The 21,494-nt window shown below is 69.3% G+C and carries 25 protein-coding genes and 1 pseudogene; 14 read left to right on the top strand and 12 right to left on the bottom strand.

Features of this window, described 5'->3' with window-relative positions:
• The first annotated feature begins 208 nt into the window (after nucleotides 1–208).
• Both LRX76_RS12795 and LRX76_RS12790 read left to right on the top strand, forming a co-directional pair.
• Nucleotides 209–559, top strand: coding sequence for a hypothetical protein (locus LRX76_RS12795; RefSeq protein WP_231805818.1), 351 nt, complete (start codon nucleotides 209–211; stop codon nucleotides 557–559).
• A 2-nt stretch (nucleotides 560–561) separates the two neighbouring features.
• Complete coding sequence (locus tag LRX76_RS12790) at nucleotides 562–1,014, top strand: DUF3304 domain-containing protein (protein ID WP_231805816.1); 453 nt, start codon at nucleotides 562–564, stop codon at nucleotides 1,012–1,014.
• A 797-nt stretch (nucleotides 1,015–1,811) separates the two neighbouring features.
• Here the strand turns inward: LRX76_RS12790 and LRX76_RS12785 are convergent.
• The 9 genes and pseudogenes from LRX76_RS12785 to msrB all read right to left on the bottom strand — a co-directional run bounded on the left by LRX76_RS12785 (nucleotide 1,812) and on the right by msrB (nucleotide 8,623).
• Complete coding sequence (locus LRX76_RS12785) at nucleotides 1,812–2,720, bottom strand: SdiA-regulated domain-containing protein (RefSeq protein ID WP_231805814.1); 909 nt, start codon at nucleotides 2,718–2,720, stop codon at nucleotides 1,812–1,814.
• A 25-nt stretch (nucleotides 2,721–2,745) separates the two neighbouring features.
• Complete coding sequence (locus LRX76_RS12780) at nucleotides 2,746–3,000, bottom strand: DUF3297 family protein (RefSeq protein WP_231805812.1); 255 nt, start codon at nucleotides 2,998–3,000, stop codon at nucleotides 2,746–2,748.
• A gap of 166 nt (nucleotides 3,001–3,166) precedes the next feature.
• Nucleotides 3,167–3,748, bottom strand: coding sequence for a cupin domain-containing protein (locus tag LRX76_RS12775; RefSeq protein WP_231805810.1), 582 nt, complete (start codon nucleotides 3,746–3,748; stop codon nucleotides 3,167–3,169).
• A 19-nt stretch (nucleotides 3,749–3,767) separates the two neighbouring features.
• On the bottom strand, nucleotides 3,768–4,511 hold the full coding sequence (locus tag LRX76_RS12770) for an NADPH-dependent F420 reductase (RefSeq protein WP_231805808.1): 744 nt from the start codon (nucleotides 4,509–4,511) through the stop codon (nucleotides 3,768–3,770).
• Between the two features lie 628 nt (nucleotides 4,512–5,139).
• On the bottom strand, nucleotides 5,140–5,424 hold the full coding sequence (locus LRX76_RS12765) for a DUF4031 domain-containing protein (protein ID WP_231805806.1): 285 nt from the start codon (nucleotides 5,422–5,424) through the stop codon (nucleotides 5,140–5,142).
• A 16-nt stretch (nucleotides 5,425–5,440) separates the two neighbouring features.
• The gene (locus LRX76_RS12760) at nucleotides 5,441–5,935 is read right to left on the bottom strand and encodes a hypothetical protein (RefSeq protein ID WP_231805804.1); all 495 of its coding nucleotides are present in this window, start codon (nucleotides 5,933–5,935) and stop codon (nucleotides 5,441–5,443) included.
• A 157-nt stretch (nucleotides 5,936–6,092) separates the two neighbouring features.
• Nucleotides 6,093–7,019, bottom strand: a pseudogene (gene motB, locus LRX76_RS12755) (flagellar motor protein MotB); the annotation flags it as partial.
• Nucleotides 7,020–7,029: 10 nt separating this feature from the next.
• Nucleotides 7,030–7,884: a flagellar motor stator protein MotA gene (gene motA, locus LRX76_RS12750; RefSeq protein ID WP_231805802.1), complete on the bottom strand. Its 855-nt coding sequence runs from the start codon at nucleotides 7,882–7,884 to the stop codon at nucleotides 7,030–7,032.
• 274 nt (nucleotides 7,885–8,158) lie between these two features.
• Nucleotides 8,159–8,623: a peptide-methionine (R)-S-oxide reductase MsrB gene (gene msrB, locus LRX76_RS12745; protein WP_231805800.1), complete on the bottom strand. Its 465-nt coding sequence runs from the start codon at nucleotides 8,621–8,623 to the stop codon at nucleotides 8,159–8,161.
• Between the two features lie 158 nt (nucleotides 8,624–8,781).
• Between msrB and LRX76_RS12740 the strand changes: the two genes are divergently transcribed.
• Together LRX76_RS12740 and LRX76_RS12735 are read left to right on the top strand one after the other, a co-directional pair.
• Nucleotides 8,782–9,198 carry a classical arabinogalactan protein 4 gene (locus tag LRX76_RS12740; RefSeq protein WP_231805798.1) on the top strand — a complete coding sequence of 139 codons (417 nt, stop codon included), beginning with the start codon at nucleotides 8,782–8,784 and terminating at the stop codon, nucleotides 9,196–9,198.
• Nucleotides 9,199–9,391: 193 nt separating this feature from the next.
• Nucleotides 9,392–9,550, top strand: coding sequence for a hypothetical protein (locus LRX76_RS12735; protein ID WP_231805796.1), 159 nt, complete (start codon nucleotides 9,392–9,394; stop codon nucleotides 9,548–9,550).
• Between the two features lie 290 nt (nucleotides 9,551–9,840).
• Here LRX76_RS12735 and LRX76_RS12730 read toward each other — a convergent pair whose 3' ends face one another.
• A complete protein-coding gene (locus LRX76_RS12730) occupies nucleotides 9,841–10,320 on the bottom strand; it encodes a winged helix-turn-helix transcriptional regulator (RefSeq protein ID WP_231805794.1) in 480 nt (159 codons plus the stop codon).
• Between the two features lie 144 nt (nucleotides 10,321–10,464).
• Between LRX76_RS12730 and LRX76_RS12725 the strand changes: the two genes are divergently transcribed.
• On the top strand, nucleotides 10,465–11,769 hold the full coding sequence (locus LRX76_RS12725; RefSeq protein WP_231805792.1) for a D-amino acid dehydrogenase: 1,305 nt from the start codon (nucleotides 10,465–10,467) through the stop codon (nucleotides 11,767–11,769).
• Complete coding sequence (gene alr, locus LRX76_RS12720; protein ID WP_231805790.1) at nucleotides 11,748–12,827, top strand: alanine racemase; 1,080 nt, start codon at nucleotides 11,748–11,750, stop codon at nucleotides 12,825–12,827. The genes LRX76_RS12725 and alr overlap by 22 nt, the downstream gene beginning before the upstream one ends.
• A gap of 127 nt (nucleotides 12,828–12,954) precedes the next feature.
• On the opposite strand, the gene LRX76_RS12715 is transcribed toward alr, so the two are convergent.
• Nucleotides 12,955–13,524: a DUF3016 domain-containing protein gene (locus LRX76_RS12715; RefSeq protein WP_231805788.1), complete on the bottom strand. Its 570-nt coding sequence runs from the start codon at nucleotides 13,522–13,524 to the stop codon at nucleotides 12,955–12,957.
• 198 nt (nucleotides 13,525–13,722) lie between these two features.
• Here LRX76_RS12715 and LRX76_RS12710 point away from each other — a divergent pair, with 198 nt between their 5' ends.
• The 5 genes from LRX76_RS12710 (at nucleotide 13,723) to LRX76_RS12690 (ending at nucleotide 18,314) form a co-directional block, all read left to right on the top strand.
• Nucleotides 13,723–14,196, top strand: coding sequence for a hypothetical protein (locus tag LRX76_RS12710; RefSeq protein ID WP_231805786.1), 474 nt, complete (start codon nucleotides 13,723–13,725; stop codon nucleotides 14,194–14,196).
• A gap of 9 nt (nucleotides 14,197–14,205) precedes the next feature.
• The gene (locus tag LRX76_RS12705; protein ID WP_231805784.1) at nucleotides 14,206–14,445 is read left to right on the top strand and encodes a hypothetical protein; all 240 of its coding nucleotides are present in this window, start codon (nucleotides 14,206–14,208) and stop codon (nucleotides 14,443–14,445) included.
• Between the two features lie 101 nt (nucleotides 14,446–14,546).
• On the top strand, nucleotides 14,547–16,553 hold the full coding sequence (locus LRX76_RS12700; protein ID WP_231805782.1) for a PAS domain-containing sensor histidine kinase: 2,007 nt from the start codon (nucleotides 14,547–14,549) through the stop codon (nucleotides 16,551–16,553).
• Nucleotides 16,554–16,601: 48 nt separating this feature from the next.
• Complete coding sequence (locus LRX76_RS12695; protein ID WP_231805780.1) at nucleotides 16,602–16,892, top strand: DUF3247 family protein; 291 nt, start codon at nucleotides 16,602–16,604, stop codon at nucleotides 16,890–16,892.
• An 87-nt stretch (nucleotides 16,893–16,979) separates the two neighbouring features.
• Nucleotides 16,980–18,314 (top strand): sorbosone dehydrogenase family protein, encoded by a 1,335-nt coding sequence (locus LRX76_RS12690; RefSeq protein WP_231805778.1) that lies wholly within the window; start codon nucleotides 16,980–16,982, stop codon nucleotides 18,312–18,314.
• A gap of 112 nt (nucleotides 18,315–18,426) precedes the next feature.
• Here the strand turns inward: LRX76_RS12690 and LRX76_RS12685 are convergent, their stop codons facing one another.
• The gene (locus tag LRX76_RS12685) at nucleotides 18,427–18,687 is read right to left on the bottom strand and encodes a hypothetical protein (protein ID WP_231805776.1); all 261 of its coding nucleotides are present in this window, start codon (nucleotides 18,685–18,687) and stop codon (nucleotides 18,427–18,429) included.
• A gap of 190 nt (nucleotides 18,688–18,877) precedes the next feature.
• Between LRX76_RS12685 and LRX76_RS12680 the strand changes: the two genes are divergently transcribed.
• The 3 genes from LRX76_RS12680 to LRX76_RS12670 are packed head-to-tail and all read left to right on the top strand — an operon-like array spanning nucleotide 18,878 to nucleotide 21,488.
• On the top strand, nucleotides 18,878–20,101 hold the full coding sequence (locus LRX76_RS12680; RefSeq protein WP_231805774.1) for a class I SAM-dependent methyltransferase: 1,224 nt from the start codon (nucleotides 18,878–18,880) through the stop codon (nucleotides 20,099–20,101).
• Nucleotides 20,098–20,814: a 16S rRNA pseudouridine(516) synthase gene (locus LRX76_RS12675; protein ID WP_231805772.1), complete on the top strand. Its 717-nt coding sequence runs from the start codon at nucleotides 20,098–20,100 to the stop codon at nucleotides 20,812–20,814. The genes LRX76_RS12680 and LRX76_RS12675 overlap by 4 nt, the downstream gene beginning before the upstream one ends.
• The gene (locus LRX76_RS12670) at nucleotides 20,811–21,488 is read left to right on the top strand and encodes an HAD family phosphatase (RefSeq protein ID WP_231805770.1); all 678 of its coding nucleotides are present in this window, start codon (nucleotides 20,811–20,813) and stop codon (nucleotides 21,486–21,488) included. The genes LRX76_RS12675 and LRX76_RS12670 overlap by 4 nt, the downstream gene beginning before the upstream one ends.
• Nucleotides 21,489–21,494: the final 6 nt, after the last annotated feature.

Raw genomic sequence — 21,494 nt, 5'->3', positions numbered from 1 at the left:
CCTGTCCGGGCAACACCCGTCTGATCGAGTAGTCGTTGGTGGATGCCGTGCACTTGCATGCGCAATGGAAGGGAATGCCGGCTGCGCAAAGGTTGGTCGATGTTGGGCGTTACGCCGTTGGGCTAGATCTGTTGGGCCTGGCCGGACATCTGCCGTGGTCAGCTGGAGGCGGTGACGCCTGTGGGCGCCTTCATGGTGCAGTTGGCCGATGCGCAATCCTGCCTGCCCTGCTGGAGGTTTTGGAGCCGGCCGGCAGTTCAATCAGCCGGGCGTCTTGTCGGATCGAAGCGACTGGGAGAACTACCGCATGGCGTGCGGATTACCGGATGCGGCCAATGGCCACGGCATACGTGGCCTGCAGGATCTGGTCAACTTCACCGGTGCAGGCATGATCCTCGGCGAGCGGTTCCATCGATTCCCGCCGATCGCCCAGGCGCTGGTCGTGGTAAAGGAAGGCCGGCAGCCATTCACTGAAATGCTTAAATCATTGCCTGCCGACGTACTGCGGCAGGCACGGGTTTGGGTTTCCGGAGACGATAAGGATAAAGAGGGCGCTTAACCATGAAAATCAATATAACAAGAATTTCATTATCATATTCGTGGATGAAATTAACTAGGTTGCTGATTGTGGGGCTCTCAATGGCTATGGGTGGTTGTATGGCACAAGAAATGTCGGTCAATGTGGTTGTTTTTAATTACACTTCGAGCCCTTTAGGGGATATGGTGGTTCAGGGTAAATATGTAGGAGGGTATTTTCAGGCGTACGGCTCCGGAGGGACAGGAGGGGGGATATATTGTTGCATTGATGTCAAGCCGGGTGCTGCTGATGTCAGATGGACATATGGTGGCATCGAAGGGGCACCCAGAGCGGGAATTCAGGCATCTTCCACCGGGAAAATCCCAAAGCCGTCAGGTGCTTATAAATATCTTGGTGTTCATGTCTATCCGGAAGAGCGGGTTGAGTTCACTTTGACACGAGACATTCCGCCTGAAAAGAAAGAAGGAGAGCCGTGATGGAGTCGGCTCACGATTTGATCGCTTCGCTGACGGCTGCCGCTGATGACGTTAGCAAGAGTGGTCCGCAAGCCAGGCAGGATTGCTGCGACAGGTTGAAGATAGCTTTTTAGATGGCACGGGCAACAATCGTAGTGCCGATGTAGTCGAGAAGAAATGGAACGACGTCGCCTGTCCGTATGATGCTTCTCGCCGCGAGCCGGGAAGTGGCATGTATGCCTACTATATTTCCGTCGTTGGCACGAAGTTGAACCGTGAAGAGCCGTGGTGAAAGTTGAACAAAGCATCTTCGGGACACCAATTTCATTGGCGGCAGCGCGGGTGCGGGTGCTGATCCGCGACTTGAGAGCGGTGACGTCGGCCTGAACGACATGCTCAAGCGTGCGCTTCAGATCTTGTCGAACAAGGCCGGTGCTCAGGTCAAGGCCATCTACGACAAGAACCAAAAAAAGGTTTGGAAGATCTCAACAGGGCGCTCAGTGGCCACCATTTTATCAAGTCGATCGAGGTTTCTGTCTTCGGTTTTTCGCGTGGAACGGCATTGGCCAGGGCCTTTGTCAACCGGCTCTTGAAGTCCTGCAAGAGCAGCGATGGAGTGTTGACCTATCAGTCGTATCCAATCACCTTCCGGTTCTTAGGCATTTTCGACACGGTCGCATCCTTCGGCAGACCTGCCCAGAATTACCTCGGCACGATCGATCTGTGGTTGCCGCAAGATTTACAGAAATGCCGCAATGGAACGGGTGGCGGGCAAGACGCGCGCTTAGCGACAGCTGTAGCTAGTCCGGGTATGCGATTCAGCGCGCCGTCGCCGGCTGCAGCCGGTAGAACAGGTTCGGCTCGCTGACCACGTAGAGGGTGCCGTTTCGGCCCAGCGCCACGCCTTCGGCCTGGGGAACGGGCAGGTGGCCGTTCCAGTTGGCGAGCGAACGCCAGCTCACCGGCCGGCCGTCGGCGGCGATCTCCGCCAGCAGCTGCGATTCGTCGCTGAGCAGCAGCAGGTGGCGATGCGCCGGGTCGAACTCCAGGCTGGAGATGTCGGTGGCGAAATCCAGTCCCTTCAGCCAGGCGCTGCGATCCACCTGCACGGTCTCGCCGCGGAGCACGCCGCGCAGTTCGTACAAGGCGGTCGGGCTGCGCTCCTTGGCCACGTACAGCACGTCGCCGGCGGCGTCGTAGGCCAGGCCTTCCGGGCCGTTGTTGCCGGCCTCGTCCATCTCCAGCGCGATAACCCGCGCCCGGGTGACGTCGATCGGTTCGCCGTCGCCGGCGGGCAGTCTCGCCACGATCACCGAGCGCCGGCCTTCCTGCAGCAGGGCCACCTCGTCGTCGCCGAGCCAGGCGATCGCTTCCACGTCCGATGCGCCCTGCAGGCGATGCCGCTGCAGGACGCGGCCTTCGCCATCGAGCACCAGCAACTGGGACGGCCGGTTGATCACCGCCAGCAGGCGGTCGTTGCCGGCGTCGTAGCTGAGCCCGGACAGGTTGTCGTCCACGCCCTCCAGGACGCGGCCCTGGATGTCGTAGCGGTAACCGGGCAGCCACAGGCTGTGCCCCTGCCATCGCGGCTGGTTCCATGCATGTCCGGGCACCTGGTCGCGGAGCCAGCGGACGACGCGGTTGTCGACGTGGAGGTAGCGCACCATGACGAACGCCACCGCCAGCAGCAAGGCCAGCGCGGCGAGCGCCAGCAGCGATCGGCGCAACCAGGTGAAGCGCGTCAGCGGCAACTCATTCGGCCTTGGCTGCGCCGTCGAGGAAGTACGGCTCCACCTTGCCGCTGATCTTCATCGTCATCGGGTTGCCGCGGCGGTCGCGTGCCTTGCCCACCTGTACGCGGATCCAGCCCTCGCCCACGGAGTATTCCTCGACGTTGTCGCGTTCGATGCCGTTGAAGCGGACGCCGACGCCGCGCGCCAGCGCATCGGCATCGTGGAACGGGCTTTGCGGATTGATTGCCAGGTGCTCGGGAGGGGAGTCGGTCATTGCGGAAAGCGGCCATGCCGGCTGTGGCGCCGGCTTCGAGCGGCACAGCATAGAACGAGGCCGGGTAGGCACCAAGTTCGGATTGCGGGAGTGCGATATCCGGCGGATGGAGCGGGCCGCGGCATCGAGGCCGCCGCCGGGATGCCGGGCGCGGCGACGCGGGCCATCAACGCCACAACGAGCACAGGCCGCCTTCGCCCAGCAGCGGATCGCGCGCTGGCAACGGTACCTGGGCGATGCGCAGGTCGGCGGCCGGGCGTTCGCCGTCCTCGCCGCGCATGAGGTCCGGCGAGCGACCGTCGGGATAGGCGCCGACCAGCTGGAAGCCGTCGCTGGCACGCAGCCGCTTGTGGCCGACCCCGGCGGGTATCACGATCACGTCGCCGGCGGCCACTTCCACGGCCTGTCCGTTCTCGCCGCCGAGCTGCAGCGTGGCGCTGCCGCTGAACACGCCGAGCACCTCATGGGTGTTGCTGTGGTAGTGGTGGAACGGATACACGGTCCAGCGCCAGGCACCGGTCCAGCCATTGCTGGCGAAACGCTGTTCCAGCCAGCGTGCGCCGGCGTCGGCACGCGCGGCGAAGGCGCCGCGGTACAGCAGCAGCGGCAGGCGGCTGTTGGGAATGCTGCCGTCGTCGTCGAAGACGAGGGTCTGCGGCGGCGTGGCCGGCGAAGCCGCCGCGGCGTCCAGGACGGTCATCGACGCGGCCAGCGCCAGCAGGCGGCGGCGGGAAAGGTCGATGGGCATGGCCGGGCTGCGTCCACGTTCACTGTTGGAGTCCGAGCGCTCGGCGCAGCTGGGGCGCGTCCATCACCTGCACATAGACCGGTGAGCCGACATCGAAGCGGCGTGCCTGCGCCAGTCCGCCGACCGTCACCGGCTCGAAGCCGGCATCGCGCACCAGTTGCGAGGCCACCTGCAATGCGCGCGCATCGTCGCCGGCGATCGGGATGGCCACCAGGCTGCCGCGGCGATGCGCCAGGCTGCGCAGGTTGCCGGCAGAGATGGCGTTGAACGCACGCACCAGGTGGGTGCCGGGCAGGTAGCGTTGCGAGGCGATGCCGGCACCTTCGCGCCGCGCCTGCTCGGCCATGGCGCCGTCGCGGCCGGGGTAGGGGTTGCCGGTGTCGATGACGACCTTGCCGGCCAGCTCGGTACGCAGGTCGCGGCCGATCTGCGGCAATGCGCCGTACGGCACCGAGACCAGCACCACGTCGCCGAAGCGCGCCGCCTGCGCCGGGGTGCCTACCTGCGCGCGCGGGCCCAGCTGGGCGGCCAGCGGCTCGAGCTGTTCGGGATGGCGCGAGGAGATCATCACCTCGTGCCCGGCCTGCACCCAGTGGGTGGCCAGGGCGCCGCCGATGTTGCCGGTGCCGATGATGCCGATGCGCAGCGGTTGCTGTCCGGCAGGCGCGGGTTCGACGGCGACGGCCGGCGCCAGGCCGCCCAGCAGGCAGGCGAGCAGCAGCCAGGCCGGGGCCAGGCGTCGGATGAAGGAGAACTGCTTCATGGCTTGCTCCATGCGAAGGCCGCCATGCAGATCCCGCCGGTGCGGCGGACCCAGCGGAACATGGCGAGGATGTCGGGCGCCACTGTCGTCGAGCGTCGCGCCAGCCTACACCTGCCGCGGGTGCATGCACCGTCAAGCCGGGCGCGACCGGGCTGGCGGGGTTGCGCCTGTCTCCAGGTCAGGCGCTTGCGGGACGTTCCCGGCGAAAGACGGGGCCGTCAGGAATCGACACCACCGCGAAAGTCGCTGGATTCCCGCTTGCTCGCACCTGTCCGGGAAACACCGATCGCCACTCCCGCGCAAGGGTGGGCCCTCGGTTGGCGCGAACCCTCACTGGCCCTCGCTCGACCAGCCGTCCGGCTGCGGGAAATCGCGGGAGTGACGAGTAGAGGGAGCGTCGTGCAAGCCTCGATCGGGGCAACGTAGCCCGGGCAGCCGCAATGCCCCCCGGACACAACGGCGCTGCGCGACCCCCCTCCCGGAAGCGACCTCCGTCCTGGGCCATGCATTGCACCTGCCGGCATGGCGCCTTTCCCCGGACGTCAGTGCATCTGCGCTGGCACGACTGCGCCCTGGGCCTCTGCGGCAAAGCAGGCGTGCCAGCGGATTGCAAGGATCGATCCCGAGGTCAATCGTGCTCGCCGCGGGCCTGCGCTCGGGCGTTGGCGATCAGGGCCTTGAGCAGGGCACGGTCGGTGTGCCGCGATACCGGGAGTACGCCCAGCGCGATGGCGTGCTCGCGGCGGTCGGCGGGTACGTCGTAGTGCGCGCCGCTGGGCTTGTTCTGGAACGCGTGCCGCGGGATGCCCAGCCGTGCGGCCATCGCGTGCAGCTCCTCGAGCGTGTCGGCCAGCAGGTGTCCCCAGCGCTGGCCGCGCCAGGGATGGACCGCATCGTCGATATAGACCGCCATGGACGCGCGCGGCGGCTCAGTCCTGCTTCGGGGCAGGTGCGGATGCCTGTTCCTGGCCTTCGCCCGCGACCGCATCCGGGGTTTCGGAGGCGTCGGCATCGTCCCCGCTGTCGCCGTCCGCTTCGTCCTCGCTGCCTTCGAACTCGGCCACCAGCGCGGCCAGGTATTCCTCGGCGGTCTTGCCTTCCTCGGCGGCGAGGTCGTCGATCATCTGCTGCAGCTGGGTGGAATAGTCCAGGGTGACGGTCTTGCCTTCCTTCTCCTGCACGTTGGCCAGGTGCTTGAGCATGGCCAGCATCGGCACCGGGTTGTCGGCATTGCCCATGGTCTGGCCGCCGACCGAAAGCAGCCATTCGCTGCCCTGCAGGCCGATGGCCGCCACCACGTGGCCGCTCTCGTCCTGCAGCACGGCGTGGTTGCTCACCGGCAGGTCGTGGTTCAGCCGCGCGAATCCGCGCTTGGGCTGCTTCTTCTTGCGCTGGTCGCGCTTGGCCTTGGAATTTCGGGACACGGGGCTTCTCGTGGAAAGTCGGGCGGCCATTGTAGGGCACGCCCCGTGCCTGGCCGGCGTGCCGCGCCTACGGCGAGGGCGCGGCCTGCTGCGGAGGCAGCGCCGCCGGCGCCCGCGGCATCGGCGGCTGCGGCTCGCGGTCGCCGGCGGCGGGCGCGCCCGTGGCCCCGGCCAGGTCGGGTACCTGGGTATCGGCATCGTCCAGCGGCGGGCCCAGCGCCACGTTGTGGCCATCGCGGGCGATCACCGCGTCCTCGGCGGCACGGGTCATCACCACGATGCTGATGCGGCGGTTGATCGGGTCGTGCGGATCCTGCTTGTCGAACAGCACCGACGAGCCCAGCCCGACCACGCGGCTGACCTTGTCCTCGGCCATGCCGCCGGCCACCAGCGCGCGCCGGGCGGCATTGGCGCGCTCGCTGCTCAGCTCCCAGTTGCTGTAGCCGTCGGCACGGTTGTAGGCGGTGGTGTCGGTGTGGCCGGTGATGCTGATGTGGTTGGGCACCTGGTTGATGAAGCGGCTCAGCTCGCCGAGGATGTCGCGCGTGTACGGCTTGAGCGCGCTGCTGCCCATGTCGAACATCGGCCGGTTCTGCTGGTCGACGATCTGGATGCGCAGCCCCTCGGGGGTGATGTCCAGCAGCAGCTGGTCCTTGAACGGCTCCAGCGCCTGGCTGCGCGAGATCGCCTCCTTCAGGTCCTCCATCAGCGCCTCGAGCTGGCGCTTCTCCGCCGCCCCGTCATCGGCGCCGTCGGCCTTGCGCGCGAACGGGTCGTCGCTCTGCCCGCGCGGGATCTCCATGGTGCCGCCGAGCTTGATCATCGAGTTGCTGGCGCCGCCGGGTCCGTTCATGCCCGGTGCCGGTGCCGGGCTCTGGCCCTTGAGCGGGCTGGGATTGCGGAAGTACTCGGAGATCGCCTCGCGCTGCTTGGTGGAGGTGGCGCCCACCAGCCACATGACCAGGAAGAACGCCATCATCGCGGTGACGAAGTCGGCGTAGGCCACCTTCCAGGCGCCGCCGTGGTGGCCGCCGCGCTGGATCTTCTTGACCCGGCGGATGACGATGGCGGGCTTGTCGCTCATCGCAGGCGTCCTACTTGACCGTCTTCAGGTGCTGTTCGAACTCGGCGAAGCCGGGGCGCACGTCCGAGGGCAGGGTCTTGCGGGCGAACTCCAGCGCGATCTTCGGGTTGTAGCCGCGCAGGCACGACAGCAGCGCGGTCTTCACCGCCTCGAACATGCGCGCGTCCTTGTCCGCACGCACCTCCACCGCGGTGGCCAGCGGGCCGATGAAGCCGTAGGCCAGCAGGATGCCGAGGAAGGTGCCGACCAGCGCGCCGGCCACGTGCGCGCCGACCTCGGTGATCTCGCCGCCGATCGAGCCCATGGTGATGACGATGCCCAGCACCGCGGCGACGATGCCGAAGCCGGGCATCGCGTCGGACACCTTCTCAAGCGCGTGCGCCGGCGCCATCGCCTCTTCGTGGTGCTTTTCCAGTTCCAGTTCCAGCAGCGGCTCCAGCTCGTGCGGCTCGATGTTGGAGCCGATCATCAGGCGCAGGCAGTCGGTGATGAAATCGACCAGGTGATGGTCGGCGAGCACCTTCGGGTAGTTCTGGAACAGCGGGCTCTCCGCCGGTTTCTCGACATGGTCCTCCAGCGCCATGAAGCCTTCGCGGCGTGCCTTGTTGAGCAGTTCGTAGATCAGGCTGAGCGTGTCCAGGTAGTCCTGGCTCTTGTACTGCGGTCCCTTGAGCACGGCCGGGATCGCGGCCAGCGTGGCCTTGACGGTGCGCGCCGGGGTGCCCACCAGGAACGCGCCCAGCGCCGCGCCGCCGATGATCACCAGCTCGTACGGCTGCCACAGCGCCCCCAGCTTGCCGTGCGCGCCGACATAGCCGCCGAGCACGCTGAGGATCACGATCAGGAAACCGACAAGGATGAGCATGGGGAAACGACAACGCAGGGGATATCAATTTGTCGGCCCCGCGCGGCGATTCTGAAGATCCCGTTCGTCCCGGATGAGGTGTGCCGCATTGCCGCAGGAATGCCGGCGGTCCGGCAAGACCGGCGGTCGCTCCGGAATGGTGGTCCCGGGTGCCGCGCTGGCCGCGTTATGCGGCTGGCGGCCAGTGTTGCGGTGGCAGGGAAGCTGCCATGGCGGGCGAAGTCGGCATTCCGCCGGGCGGATTCCGGGCGGCGGGATGCCGGCCCTGCGGCGGTCAGGCGCTCGCCGCCTCCGCGCCGCCGCGATGCAGCGGGTCGGGGTAGGGCTCGCCCTCGCCGGTGAACGCCAGCGAAACCGAATTCAGACAATGCCGCTCGTGGGTGGGCGCAGGCCCGTCGGGAAAGACGTGGCCCAGGTGGCTGCCGCAGCGGGCGCAGACGATCTCGGTGCGGATCATGCCGTGGCTGGTGTCGCGGATGCGGCCGATGTGGGCTTCGTCCACCGGCGCGAAGAAGCTGGGCCAGCCGGTGCCGGATTCGAACTTGGCGCTGGAACGGAACAGCGGCAGGCCGCACAGCCGGCAGCAGTAGACGCCCTCGCGCTTGTTGTCGAGGAACACGCCGCAGAACGGCGCCTCGGTGCCGTGATGCAGCAGCACGCGCCTTTCCTCATCGCTGAGTCCGGCGACCAGGGCCTGGCGCTGTTCGGCGTCGGGCGGGGTGAGATCGAAGTCGGTCATGGTGGGTTCCTTGGCGAAGCGCGGCATCGGGACGGGGCGGCGCTGGCTGAATGGATGGCGGTGCGGACCGCACCGATCAAGTGGCGGCGGCCCGCGGTGTTTATCCGGGCCACATCGGCGCCTGGGTATATTGCAGGCTTGGGCAACGGGAGAGCGAGATGGCAATGCGCGTGGGGGTGATCGCGGCACTGGTGCTGGGCTGTTCGCTGGCGGCAGCGGCGGGCGCGCAGGTTCCCGGCGGCAGCTCGCCGACCGCCACGCGGCCGCCGCCGGTCATCGCGCCGGCGCCCGCCGCCCCGGTGCAGAGCCGTCCGCAGACGGCGGTGCCCTCCACGCTCTCGCAGCGGACGACGCCGCCTGCGGCGCGCAAGGCCGCGGCCGTCCCCGCGCCGGCGGCGGCCAATCCGCCCGCGCCCGCCTCGTTGCAGCCGCCGCCCTACGTGCGCATCTACGACCGCAACGGACGCCTCGTGCCCGGCGCGGTGCAGGCAGGCCCGGGGCGCGTGCTCGACACCCGCACCGGCCGCTACCATGACGCCGCACCCGGCCAGGACGGCCTGCGCATCCGGCCCTAGCCATCGTGTATGGACGGGATGTCGGGGACCGCATGAACCGTTCGGAAAGACCGCGGCGCAGTCAGCATGATCAAGCCGGATGTCACGGCGATTTCTCCCGCGATTAACCGCGCGCGCCGCAACGTGCACGCGCCACCGGTGATGTCCTTGCGACTGCCGCTGGCGACATTCCTTCATCACGAGAATGGCAGTCATGGCCAACCAGAACCAGCACAACCAACAGGGTCAGAAGCAGCCGGGCCAGCAGGGCGGGCATCACGAGCAGGACCAGCAGGGCCGCCAGCACAGCCAGCAGCAGACGGACGAGAAGAACAAGGGCGGGCAGAAGCCCGGGCAGAAACAGCAGAAGTGATCTGCGGCTGGTGAAGCGAGAGGGAGGGCGGCGCAGGCCGCCCTCCTGCGCTCTGGGGGAATTGCGGGCCGCTTCGTCGCAGGGAACGCCCTTGTGCAGGAGCGAGTCCAGTCGCGACCGGGTTTCGCCTGTATGCGGACCCCTCTGCTGGAGCCCGCACATCCATGTGCGGGATTCAAACGGGGAACTTCATCGCGACTGAAGTCGCTCCTACATGGGATTGCGATGATGCCCATCGCCGCCGAGCGCCCGCGGGAGGGACGATTCGTTGGAGGTTCCCGGGACGCGCGCTAGTCGCCGACCGGCAGGTTCAGCGTCTCCTTCACTTCCTCCATCACGATGTAGCTCTTGGATTCGCGCACGTGCGGCAGCGTCAGCAGTGTGCTTCCCAGCAGCTTGCGGTAGGAGGCCATCTCGCTGATGCGCGCCTTGAGCAGGTAGTCGAAGTCGCCCGAGACCAGGTGGCATTCGAGCACGTTGGGCAGCTTGAGTGCGGCGCGACGGAATTCCTCGAAGATGTCGCCGGACTTGTAGGCCAGGCTGATCTCCACGAAAACCAGCAGGCTGGCCTTGAGCGCGGTCGGGTCCAGCCGCGCGTGGTAGCCGGTGATCACGCCCTCGCGCTCGAGCCGGCGCACGCGCTCGGTGCACGGGGTGGTGGACAGGCCCACGCGCTCGCCCAGTTCGGTGAAGGAGATGCGTCCTTCCTGTTGCAGTACGCGCAGTATCCTGCGGTCGATCTTGTCCAGTTCGCGGGTCCTGGTGGCCATCGGTATGCCTGGGGTGAGGTTGTTGGTGATTTTCCCTGGAATTGAGCGGAAAATCAGGGGAAAGACCGGGAGAGGCGTGAATATACTTCGTCGTTTCGGCCTGCCTGCCATCGCCAGGCAGGGAAACCTCCCGTGGAGAGATCGATGCGCGTTCTGGTACTCGGCAGCGGCGTGATAGGCGTGACCAGCGCCTGGTACCTGGCCAAGGCCGGGTTCGAGGTGGTCGTGGTCGACCGCCAGCCGGCGCCGGCGCTGGAGACCAGCTATGCCAACGCCGGCCAGCTGTCCTTCGGCTACACCTCGCCGTGGGCCGCGCCGGGGGTGCCGCTGAAGGCGTTCAAGTGGCTGTTCCAGCGCCATGCGCCGCTGGCGATCAGGCCCGGCCTGGATCCGCGGCAGTACCTGTGGATGGCGCAGATGCTGCGCAACTGCACCGCTGGGCACTACGCGGTGAACAAGGCGCGCATGGTGCGCATGACCGAGTACAGCCGCGACAGCCTGGACGAGCTGCGCGCGCAGACCGGCATCCAGTACGAGGGCCTGCAGCTGGGCACGCTGCAGCTGTTCCGCACCCAGGCCCAGCTCGATGCCGCCGCGCAGGACATCGCCGTGCTGGAGCAGTACGGCGTGCCGTACGAACTGCTGGATCGCGCCGGTATCGCCCGTCACGAACCGGCGCTGGCCGATGCGCCGGTACGGATGGTCGGCGCGTTGCGTACCCCGCTGGACCAGACCGGCGACTGCCGGCTGTTCACCCAGCGCCTGGCGGAGATGGCCGAGCAGGCCGGCGTGGAATTCCGCTACGGCCGCCAGATCGAACGCTTCGACTTCGATGGCCAGCGCATCGGCGGCGTGCGCATCGATGGCCGCACCGAGGTCGCCGACCGCTACGTGCTGGCGATGGGCAGCTATTCGCCGCAGATGGTCGCCCCGCTCGGCCTGTGGCTGCCGGTGTATCCGCTCAAGGGCTATTCGCTGACCATCCCGATCGTCGATGCGGCGCAGGCGCCGGTGTCCACCATCCTCGACGAGAGCTACAAGGTCGCCATCACCCGCTTCGACACGCGCATCCGCGTCGGCGGCATGGCCGAGGTGTCCGGCTTCGACCTGTCGCTGTCGCCGCGCCGGCGCGCCACCCTGGACCGGGTGGTCAACGACCTCTACCCGCGCGGCGGCGACCTGGCCCGCGCCGAGTTCTGGACCGGCCTGCGCCCGGCCACGCCGGACGGCACCCCGGTGGTCGGCGTCACCCCGTTCCCCAACCTGTACACCAACACCGGCCACGGCACCCTCGGCTGGACCATGTCCTGCGGCTCGGCGCGCTACCTTGCCGACCTGATGGCCGGCCGCGCGCCGCAGATCAGCAGCGAGGGCCTGGATATGTCCCGTTATTCGCGCCGCCCCGCGGCCGCACAGGAGCCCGTGGCATGCGCCCCGCACGCGCGCTGATCGACCTGGACGCGCTGCGTCACAACTACCGCCTGGCCCGCCGGCTCGGCGGCGGCAAGGCGCTGGCGGTGATCAAGGCCGATGCCTACGGCCACGGCGCGGTGCGCTGTGCGCAGGCGCTGGAGGGCGAGGCCGACGGCTTCGCGGTGGCCTGCATCGAGGAGGCGCTGGAACTGCGCCAGGCCGGCATCCGCGCGCCGATCCTGCTGCTGGAGGGCTTCTTCGAGGCCGACGAACTGGCGCTGGTCGTCGAGCACCGGCTGTGGACCGCGGTGGGTTCGCCCTGGCAGGTGGAGGCGGTGGAGCGCTTCGCCGCCACCTCCGCCGCATCGCTGCACGTCTGGCTCAAGCTCGACAGCGGCATGCACCGCCTGGGCCTGTCGCCGGACGAATTCCGTGCCGCGCACGCGCGCCTGTCGGCGCTGCCGCAGCTGGCGCCGCTGACGATGATGAGCCACCTGGCGCGCGCCGACGAGCTGGACTGCGTGCGCACCGGCGAGCAGGCGCAGGTGTTCTCCGCGGCCACCGCCGGGCTGGCCGGGCAGACCAGCCTGTGCAACTCGCCGGCGCTGCTGGGCTGGCCGCAGGTACGCAGCGACTGGGTGCGACCGGGGCTGATGCTCTACGGCGCCAATCCCTTCCCCGACGGCACGCCGCTGCCGGGCGAACTCAAGCCGGTGATGACGCTGGAATCGAGGGTCTTCGCCGTGCGCGAACTGGCTGCCGGCGAGCCGCTGGGCTACGGCGCGCGTTTCGTCGCCGAGCGGCCGACCCGCGTCGGCGTGGTGGCGATGGGCTACGCCGACGGCTATCCGCAATTCGCGCCCAACGGCACCCCGGTGCGGATCGATGGCCGCCCGGGGCAGTTGATCGGGCGGGTGTCGATGGACATGCTCACCGTGGACCTGAGCGAGCACCCGCAGGCCGGCATCGGCAGCGCGGTGACGCTGTGGGGCGCAGCGCCGCTGGCGGCCACGCTGGCCGAGCGCTGCCACAGCAGCGCCTACCGGCTGCTGTGCGGCCTGAAGCGGGTGCCGCGCCACTATCTGGGCGGCTGACGCCTGTGGGCTGTTCGCGGCGGGCGAGGCCGCGCGGCCCGCGCCCGATGCGCCGGCGCCTCGGGCGGTTGCATGGGCGGCAAGCCACGCTCGATGCCGGGGGAGCCGCCTCGCTGTGGGCGCCGCCTCAGCGCACGGCGGCGGCGCGGTCCTGGCGGAACTCCCTGCGCAGCCAGTCGTCGAGCAGGCGCTTCTCGTAGCGCAGCGGGTCCGAGGTCGGCAGGCCGAGGTTGCTGAACAGGAAGCCGGTGTCCACCAGCTTGCGCTGGCCCTGGTCGAGCACCTGGCCGCTGGCATCGGTGAGGGTGAAGTCCAGGTCGATCCGCGGCGGATAGATGTCGCGGATGATGCGCACATCGTTCGCGCTCGGGCCGTGCCAGGGCTCGTAGTCGCCGGCGCGCTTGATGTCGGTGATGGTCACGGCCAGGTGCTGGCCGTCGGGCAGCTGCCTGAGCGCCTGCTTCTGCAGGTACTCGGCCAATTGCTGCACCCAGTCGCCGCGTTCGGCCTGCCAGCGGTTGCGCGACTGGCGGATGTCGCTGAACTGGGCGGGATCGGTCCATTGCACCTGGACCGGGCCGTCTCCGGGCAGCGCGCGCGGCGCCTGCGGATCGGTGACGGTACGCGGAGCGGCGATGGCACCGCCCGCGAGCATGCAGGCAAGCACCAGCGAAGCGCAGATCGCGGGGATTCTCATGGCGATCTCCAATGGGGACTGTCCCCAGTGTGGCGCCGGCCATACCCGGCCGCAATGCGCGTGCGCCCCCGCGCCGCCGCTCCGTTGCACGCGATTCATCGCCGCTGACATCCGCATCACGAGGTGTCGGCGGTCGCTTCACGCCTTCCAAGAGAGGATCGCCGCACTACCCAGCAACCCCGACAGATCCGGAGCGACATGAAGCCAAGCCCTCCCCGCGTCCGCGCCGATCTTCGCTTCCAGTTCATCGCCTGGGCGAAGCAGCATGGCCACAACCCGGTCACCGGGGCGGAGAGCTTCGTGCGCGAGATGGACCTGCAGAACACCGCCCTGGAAAGCATCGCCCGCGACATGGGCATGAAGCCGGGGCCGGAGGTGCGCGAAGCGCTGTGCCGCGACCTGGCCGCGCTGGCCGGCGAGAGCGACATCGCGGTGCAGTTCCCGCCGATCTACGAGTACGCCAGCCGCCGCGGCGGCCGCTTCCGCTACTCGCTGATGCTGGTCATCGCCGAGGACTGCGTGCAGTGGACGGCACGGGTGTGGCGCGAGATGGCCTATCTCGGGGTGATCGTGGGCCGCGGCGGCGGCGTGCGCGCCAACTACACCCGGCTGGCGCGCATGGCCATCGAAGACGAACTGGAGCGCGCCTCCCCGCGCTTCGTGCTGCACTAGGTGGCGGCCATGGATCCACGTCCGCTCGTCTCCCGCGAATGCCGGCACTGGTGCCGCAGCCTGGGCTCCTCCCGGGTGCGGTCGCTGCTGGCCAGCCACGCCCCGATCATCGTGCCGCGGCAGCGCGAGGCCGAGGCCTGGCTGGACGAGCGCCTGAGCAGGGAAGGGGTGTGGCTGCTGCGCGGACTGGTCGCAGCCATCGTGCTGAGCATGGTCGCGATCGTGGCCGTGGTGGCCCTGTTGTGGTGAGATCGCGCGCTTTCTACACATTCCGTTGACGTCACTGCCTGGCGTTGCCGGCCATAATCGCCCTCCGATCGGTTGTCCCGATCCCGGTCCGACACCTCCCCATGGAAGCGCCGTTGAATCCTCCCGTCACTGATGCCGAGAATCTTCCTGCTGTCGTCGCGCAGCAGCCCGGCGAGCACTACCAGCAGTTCCTCCACGCGCTGGACGCCGGTTTCTGCGTGGTCGAGGTGCTGTTCGAGGGCGCGGTGGCGGTGGACTACCTGTTCCGCGAGATCAATCCCGCGTTCGAGCGCTTCACCGGGCTGAAGGATGCACTCGGCCGGCGCATGCGCGAGATCGAGCCCGGGCACGACCAGCACTGGTTCGATCGCTACGGCGAGGTGGCCCTGACCGGCGAGCCGCTGCGGATGGAGCTGCCGGCCAATGCGCTGGGCCGCTGGTATTCGGTTTACGCCCATCGCATCGGCGAGCCGGCGCAGAACCGGGTCGCGATCCTGTTCATCGACATCACCGAGCGCAAGCGCATCGAGCGCGAACTGGCCGAGAGCGAAGCGCGCTTCAGCGCCCTGGCCGACGGCCTGCCGATGCCGGTGTGGGTGCTCGATGCCGGAGGCGTGGTGCGTTTCGTCAACAGCGCCTACTACGCGTTCTTTGGGGTAGCGGCCGGTGCCATCGTCGGCTGGGACCAGCTGGTGCACCCCGAGGACCTGCCGGTGCTCGAATACGAGATGGATGCCGCACTGGCCGAGCCGCGTGCGATGCATGCGCTGGTGCGTGCCCGCCGCGGCGATGGCCAGTGGCGTTGGGTGGAGATCAGCGCCACACCGCGCTACTCGGCCGACGGCCGCTTCATCGGCCTGGCCGGCAGCAGCCCGGACGTGACCGAGCGCCGCCAGATCGAGATGGCGCGCGAGCAGTTGCTCGAGTCCGAGCGCACCGCACGCAACACCGCCGAGAGCATGGCGCGGCTGAAGGACGAGTTCCTGGCCACGCTGTCGCACGAGCTGCGCACCCCGCTCACCACCATCCTCGGCTGGAGCGACCTGCTGCTGCAGCGGCTGCCGGCGGACGATCCCAGCCACAAGGGGCTGTCGGTGATCGCCAGCAGCGCGCGGGCGCAGAAGCGGCTGATCTCGGACATGCTCGACCTCAGCAGCATGCTGCTGGGCAAGGTGCGGCTGGAGGTGGAACTGCTGGACCTGGCCGAACAGGTGCGCGAGGCCCTGCGCGCGCAGGAGATGGTGGCCGAGGAGAAGCATCTGCGGCTTTCGCTGCAGGTTCCCGACCAGCCCTGCCTGATCCGCGGCGATGCCACGCGGTTGCAGCAGGTGTTCTGGAACCTGTTGTCCAACGCGCTCAAGTTCACCCCGGAGCAGGGCCATGTCGACGTGTCCATCAGCGCCGACGACGCCCATTTCGTGGTCAAGGTGAGCGACAGCGGCGATGGCATCGCGCCGCAGTTCCTGCCGCACCTGTTCGGCCGCTTCCGCCAGGCCGATGCCACCAGCACCCGCCGCCACGGCGGGCTGGGGCTGGGGCTGGCGATCGTGCAGCAGCTGGTGGAGATGCACGGCGGCCAGGTCGCCGCGGCCAGCGCGGGGCCCGGACTGGGCGCCACCTTCAGCGTGACCCTGCCGCGGCAGCCGGTCGATACCGCCGTCGCGCTGCCGCGCAGGTCGGCGGCGGCGATGGCCGAGCAAGTGGTGGAAGCGCAGTCGCTCGACGGCCTGCGCCTGCTGGCGGTGGAGGACCAGCCCGACGTGCTCGACTACCTGGGCCGCCTGCTCGAGCAGCAGGGCGCCGAGGTGATCCTGGCGCCGTCGGCGACCACCGCGCTGGAGGTGCTGGATACCGAGGGCCACGATCGCATCGACGCGCTGCTGACCGACATCGGCATGCCCGGCATGGACGGCTACGGCCTGATCCGCACCATCCGCGACAACATGGGCCTGGACGCGGAGGCGCTGCCGGCGGTGGCGGTGACCGCGCTGGCGCGCGACGACGACCGCCAGCGCGCGCTGGCATCCGGATTCCAGGCCCACCTGTCCAAGCCGTACAGCATCTCGCAACTGGTGGCGGTGATCCGCGCGGCCTGCGCCCGCAGGTAGCGGCCGGGCCGAGCGCCATCGGACGATCCACGAAAAGGAGAAGTTCCCGTGTCCCGAAACGCACCGCGCATCCACACCGCCGAGGCCGAGATCCAGGCGCTGACCTCGCTCATCGTGCAACTGCCCGAGGGCCGGAGGGTGGAGCTGACGCTGGACGACGGCAGCCGGGTACTGGGCATCGTCGCGGTGCAGCCGACCCTGCAGATGTTCTTCGACGGCGACGGCCGGGAAGGCAGCAACAGCCTGCTGCGGCTGGACGACATCGATACCCCGGTGCAGCAGCACCGGGTGTGGCTGGACAGCGTGGTCGGGCTTCGCGAGCTGCCGCGGCAAGCGTGAAGCCGGGCACGTTTTGACGCGGGCTTTACCTTCCGGGCGCGCGCTGCGGCCATCATCAAGCGCTTACTTCCGACATAGGTCCCGCCCGTGACGTCTTCCCTCACTGCCCGCTGGAGCCTGCCGCTGCTGTGTGCCTGCCTGCTCGCCGCCTGCGGAGATACCGCCCGCTACCCGGTCGAGCAGGGCACCGGGCCCAATCCGGTGCTGCCGGAGCCGGTCAAGCGATTGATTCCCACGGTGAACGTGGCGCCGGCCAAGCCCTGGAGCGGCGACGCCGCGCCGGTGCCGGCGGCCGGGCTGGCGGTGAATGCCTTCGCGCGCGACCTCGATCATCCACGCTGGCTGTACGTGCTGCCCAATGGCGACGTGCTGGTGGCCGAGACCAACGCCCCGGCGCGCGGCGATGACGACAAGCCAAGCCTGAAGAACCGCATCGCCGGCGCGGTGATGAAGAAGGCCGGCGCGCGCGCGCCCAGCGCCGACCGCATCACCCTGCTGCGCGATGCCGACGGCGACGGCGTGGCCGAGGTGCGCACGCAGTTCCTCAAGGGCCTGTATTCCCCGTTCGGCATGGCGCTGGTGGGCGACCGCTTCTACGTCGCCAATGCCGATGCGCTGGTGAGCTTCCCCTACAGGCAAGGCGAGACCCGGATCAACGCCAAGCCCAGCTTCGTCGCCAACCTGCCGGGCGGCATCAACCACCACTGGACCAAGAGCCTGGTGGCCAGCGCCGACGGCAGCAAGCTGTACGTCGGCGTGGGCTCCAACAGCAACGTCGCCGAGAACGGCATGGAGGCCGAACTCAACCGCGCCGCGATCCTGGAGATCGATGCCGCCAGCGGCGCCACCCGTGTCTACGCCAGCGGCCTGCGCAACCCGGTGGGCATGGCCTGGGAGCCGCAGACCGGGGCGCTGTGGACGGTGGTCAACGAGCGCGACGAGATCGGCAGCGACCTGGTGCCGGACTACCTGACCTCGGTGCGCGAGGGCGGCTTCTACGGCTGGCCGTACAGCTACTACGGCCAGCACGTGGACGAGCGCGTGCAGCCGCCCAAGCCCGACCTGGTGGCCAGCGCGATCAAGCCGGACTATGCGCTGGGCGCACACACCGCCTCGCTGGGCCTGACCTTCTACCGGGGCGAACTGCTGCCGGCGCAGTACCGCGGCGGTGCCTTCATCGGCCAGCACGGCTCGTGGAACCGCAAGCCGCGCAGCGGCTACAAGGTGGCGTTCGTGCCGTTCGCCGACGGCAAGCCCGGCGGCGCGCTGCAGGACGTGCTGACCGGCTTCCTCGATGCCGACGGCAATGCCCAGGGACGGCCGGTGGGCGTGGTCGAGGACGCGCACGGCGCGCTGCTGGTGGCCGACGACGTCGGCAATGTGATCTGGCGCGTCACCCCGGCCGGAGCGGCACCGCGATAGCGGTATCCGTAGGAGCGGCTTCAGTCGCGACCGGGCTTCACCGGGAAAGCCACATCGCGACTGAAGTCGCTCCTACGAGGGTCCTGCAAGGATCCTGGGCAGGGCTCCAGGATCAGGGCGTGACCGGCTCGGCCGCGGCGCCGAACCGGCGCGCGTAGCCGCGCTCCTCGGCGATGCGCGCGACCTCTTCCTCCGGCAACTCGGGGGCGCCGTAGATGGCATACACCACCTCGCCATCCACCTCGCCGGCCCCGTACAGGCGGTAGCGCGGCGTGCCGGAGCCGGTGTTCTCGGGGTAGTGCAAGGGCGGACGCGTGCCCTCCAGGTCCATTTCGCTGTTGTCGACGACGCCACCGATGAATAGGGCTCGCATGGACTTCTCCTTGTTCGTGGGGTTGCGCCACCACCCTAGACGCGCGAGTGTTCGGCCGGCATCAATGCGGCGTTGGCGAAGCGCAAACGCGCCTTCACGCCGGGCGGTCGTGCGGCAGAGCGGCGCAAGCCGCGATGAGCGCGGGCCGGGCCGATAGAATGAGCGGCTCCCCCGATCCGCGTACCCGACCATGCCTGCCGCGCAAGACGCTCCCCTGGAAACCCTGTTGCTGCCGTTCGCCAACGGCAGCCTGCGCTGGCCGACGGGCCGGGCGCTGTTCCTGCGCGCACGCGCCGGCTGGCCGCTGCGCGAGCAGGTGCGCGGCGAACTGCTGTGCGAGCAGAGCTTCCGCCCGTTCGCGCAGGCGCTGGAACGCGACGGCTGGCCAGTAGTGTCGTGTCAACGCTCAGATGCCGGCCCTGCGCCTGCCCTCGACTCGCATCGCCGCGGCGCCGACATTGCCAGGACGGCCAGTCTTGGCGACGGTCCGCGGCTTGCGCTGCAAGCCGATGGCGGCGCCCATGACCGACATTTGAACGCCGACGCGACACTGGCCGACGAGGCCGCGCTGGATGCGGGCGACGAGCGCTTCGAACTGGTGCTGGTGCTGCCGCCGCGCCAGCGCGAGGAGGCGCGCGCGCTGTTCGCACGCGCGCTGGCGCTGGTGGCGCCGGGAGGCATCGTCGTCGCCTGCCAGGCCAACAACGAGGGCGCGCGCTCGGGCGAGGGCGACCTGCAGCAGCTGGCGGGCCTGGGCGGCAAGCTGACCAAGAACCACTGCCGGGTCTACTGGACCGCGCCGCAGGCCGGCGGCCACGACGCCGCGCTGCTGGCGCGCTGGCGCACGTTGGACGCGCCGCGGCCGATCCTCGACGGGCGCTTCCTCAGTCGTCCCGGCATCTTCGCCTGGGACCGCCTCGACCCCGCCTCGCAACTGCTGGCCGGGCAGCTGCCGGCCACCCTGGCCGGGCGCGGCGCCGACCTCGGCGCCGGCTACGGCTACCTGTCCGCGCACGTGCTGGCGCATTGCCCCGAGGTGACCGCGCTGGACCTGTACGAGGCCGAGGCGCGCGCGCTGGCGCTGGCGCGGCGCAACCTGGAACCGGTCGCCGGCGACGTGGCGCTGGACTACCGCTGGCACGACGTCACCGCCGGCATCGATCCCGGCTACGACTTCATCGTCAGCAACCCGCCGTTCCACACCCCGGCGCGCGCCGACCGCCCCGACATCGGCCAGCGCTTCATCGCCGTGGCTGCGCAGGCGCTGCGGCCCGGCGGCCAGCTGTGGCTGGTGGCCAACCGCCACCTGCCGTACGAGCAGGTGCTCAACGACAGCTTCGGGCAGGTGCGCGTGGCCGCCGAACGCGACGGCTTCAAGGTGATCGCCGCCACCCGCAGCGGGCGTGGCGCATGAAGCTGCTGCGCTACATCGCCAACCTCGGCTACGGCAGCCGCCGCCAGGTGCAGCAGCTGTTCCGCGAGGGCGCCGTCACCGACGCCGACGGCGAGGTGCTGTATGCCGACGACGAACTCGGCGACCCGGCGCGGGTGCGCCTCGATGGCGAGCCGCTGGACCCGCCGCCCGGACTGCTGCTGATGCTGCACAAGCCTGCCGGCTACACCTGCTCGACCAAGGACAGCGGCCGCCTGGTCTACGAGCTGCTGCCGCCGCGCTTCCGCCTGCGCTCGCCGCTGCTGTCGCCGGTGGGGCGGCTGGACCGCGACACCAGCGGCCTGCTGCTGTTCACCGACGACGGCGCGCTGCTGCACCGGATCATCTCGCCCAAGGCCCAGCTGGCCAAGGTCTACGAGGCGACGCTGGCGCAGGACCTGCGCGGCGACGAGGCGGCGCTGTTCGCCAGCGGCACGCTGATGCTCGAATCGGAGCAGACCCCGCTGCTGCCGGCGCAACTGCAGGTGCTGGCGCCGCGGCAGGCACGGCTGACCCTGCACGAGGGTCGCTACCACCAGGTGCGGCGGATGTTCGCCGCGGCCGGCAACCACGTGCAGGCGCTGCACCGCAGCCGCATCGGTGGACTGGCGCTGGACGAGCTGCCGGAAGGGCAGTGGCGCGCGCTCGATGCCGCCGCGCAGGCGCGGCTGTTCGGCGCAGGGGAGGCGGCATGAACGCGATCGCGCCGCTGCCGTTCCTGCCCGATGCGGTGATCTTCGACATGGACGGGCTGATGCTCGACAGCGAGCGCATCATCCGCGAATGCCTGGCGCAGGCGGCCGCCGACCTCGGCGCCGAGGTCGAGCCGGAGTACTGGCTGGGCATGGTCGGCCGCGACGACGCCACCTGCCGGCAGATGCTGCGCACGCGGATCGGCGACAGCGACGCGGAGGCGCTGCTGGCCCGCAGCTACGCGCTGTACGACGCCATCCTGCAGGACAGCGGCATCCCGCGCCGGCCCGGCATCGGCGAACTGCTCGAACTGCTCGCAACCCGCGGCATCCCGCGCGCGGTGGCGACGTCCTCGCTGCGCGAGCGGGCACTGCACAAGCTGCGCATGGCCGGGTTGCTGGACTACTTCGACACGGTGTGCACCGCCAGCGACGTGGACCGGCCCAAGCCGGCGCCGGACGTCTACCTGCTGGCCGCCGGCAGGCTGCAGGTGGCCCCGGCCGCCTGCCTGGTGCTGGAGGATTCGCCCACCGGCGTGCGCGCCGCGCTGGCCGCCGGGATGACCGCGATCCAGGTGCCGGACATGCTGGCCCCGGACGCGGAGGTACGCGCGCTGGGCCATCGCATCGTCGCCTCGCTGGCCGAGGCGCAGCGGCTGCTGGAGGCGTGGTTGTGAGGCCGG

The organism is Stenotrophomonas sp. MMGLT7, from assembly GCF_021168555.1.
Classification (GTDB): Bacteria; Pseudomonadota; Gammaproteobacteria; order Xanthomonadales; family Xanthomonadaceae; genus MMGLT7.
This window is presented reverse-complemented; position numbering and strand designations above follow the sequence as displayed.

Bases quoted from the DNA above. Each gene is read 5' to 3' on its own strand.
- LRX76_RS12775 (WP_231805810.1), bottom strand. From the start codon at position 3,748: ATGCCCATCGACCTTTCCCGCCGCCGCCTGCTGGCGCTGGCCGCGTCG.
- LRX76_RS12795 (WP_231805818.1), top strand. From the start codon at position 209: ATGCGCAATCCTGCCTGCCCTGCTGGAGGTTTTGGAGCCGGCCGGCAG.
- LRX76_RS12700 (WP_231805782.1), top strand. From the start codon at position 14,547: ATGGAAGCGCCGTTGAATCCTCCCGTCACTGATGCCGAGAATCTTCCT.
- LRX76_RS12790 (WP_231805816.1), top strand. From the start codon at position 562: ATGAAAATCAATATAACAAGAATTTCATTATCATATTCGTGGATGAAA.
- LRX76_RS12730 (WP_231805794.1), bottom strand. From the start codon at position 10,320: ATGGCCACCAGGACCCGCGAACTGGACAAGATCGACCGCAGGATACTG.
- LRX76_RS12685 (WP_231805776.1), bottom strand. From the start codon at position 18,687: ATGCGAGCCCTATTCATCGGTGGCGTCGTCGACAACAGCGAAATGGAC.
- LRX76_RS12770 (WP_231805808.1), bottom strand. From the start codon at position 4,511: ATGAAGCAGTTCTCCTTCATCCGACGCCTGGCCCCGGCCTGGCTGCTG.
- alr (WP_231805790.1), top strand. From the start codon at position 11,748: ATGCGCCCCGCACGCGCGCTGATCGACCTGGACGCGCTGCGTCACAAC.
- LRX76_RS12740 (WP_231805798.1), top strand. From the start codon at position 8,782: ATGGCAATGCGCGTGGGGGTGATCGCGGCACTGGTGCTGGGCTGTTCG.
- LRX76_RS12765 (WP_231805806.1), bottom strand. From the start codon at position 5,424: ATGGCGGTCTATATCGACGATGCGGTCCATCCCTGGCGCGGCCAGCGC.
- LRX76_RS12725 (WP_231805792.1), top strand. From the start codon at position 10,465: ATGCGCGTTCTGGTACTCGGCAGCGGCGTGATAGGCGTGACCAGCGCC.
- LRX76_RS12735 (WP_231805796.1), top strand. From the start codon at position 9,392: ATGGCCAACCAGAACCAGCACAACCAACAGGGTCAGAAGCAGCCGGGC.
- LRX76_RS12670 (WP_231805770.1), top strand. From the start codon at position 20,811: ATGAACGCGATCGCGCCGCTGCCGTTCCTGCCCGATGCGGTGATCTTC.
- LRX76_RS12710 (WP_231805786.1), top strand. From the start codon at position 13,723: ATGAAGCCAAGCCCTCCCCGCGTCCGCGCCGATCTTCGCTTCCAGTTC.
- LRX76_RS12705 (WP_231805784.1), top strand. From the start codon at position 14,206: ATGGATCCACGTCCGCTCGTCTCCCGCGAATGCCGGCACTGGTGCCGC.
- motA (WP_231805802.1), bottom strand. From the start codon at position 7,884: ATGCTCATCCTTGTCGGTTTCCTGATCGTGATCCTCAGCGTGCTCGGC.
- msrB (WP_231805800.1), bottom strand. From the start codon at position 8,623: ATGACCGACTTCGATCTCACCCCGCCCGACGCCGAACAGCGCCAGGCC.
- LRX76_RS12680 (WP_231805774.1), top strand. From the start codon at position 18,878: ATGCCTGCCGCGCAAGACGCTCCCCTGGAAACCCTGTTGCTGCCGTTC.
- LRX76_RS12715 (WP_231805788.1), bottom strand. From the start codon at position 13,524: ATGAGAATCCCCGCGATCTGCGCTTCGCTGGTGCTTGCCTGCATGCTC.
- LRX76_RS12675 (WP_231805772.1), top strand. From the start codon at position 20,098: ATGAAGCTGCTGCGCTACATCGCCAACCTCGGCTACGGCAGCCGCCGC.
- LRX76_RS12780 (WP_231805812.1), bottom strand. From the start codon at position 3,000: ATGACCGACTCCCCTCCCGAGCACCTGGCAATCAATCCGCAAAGCCCG.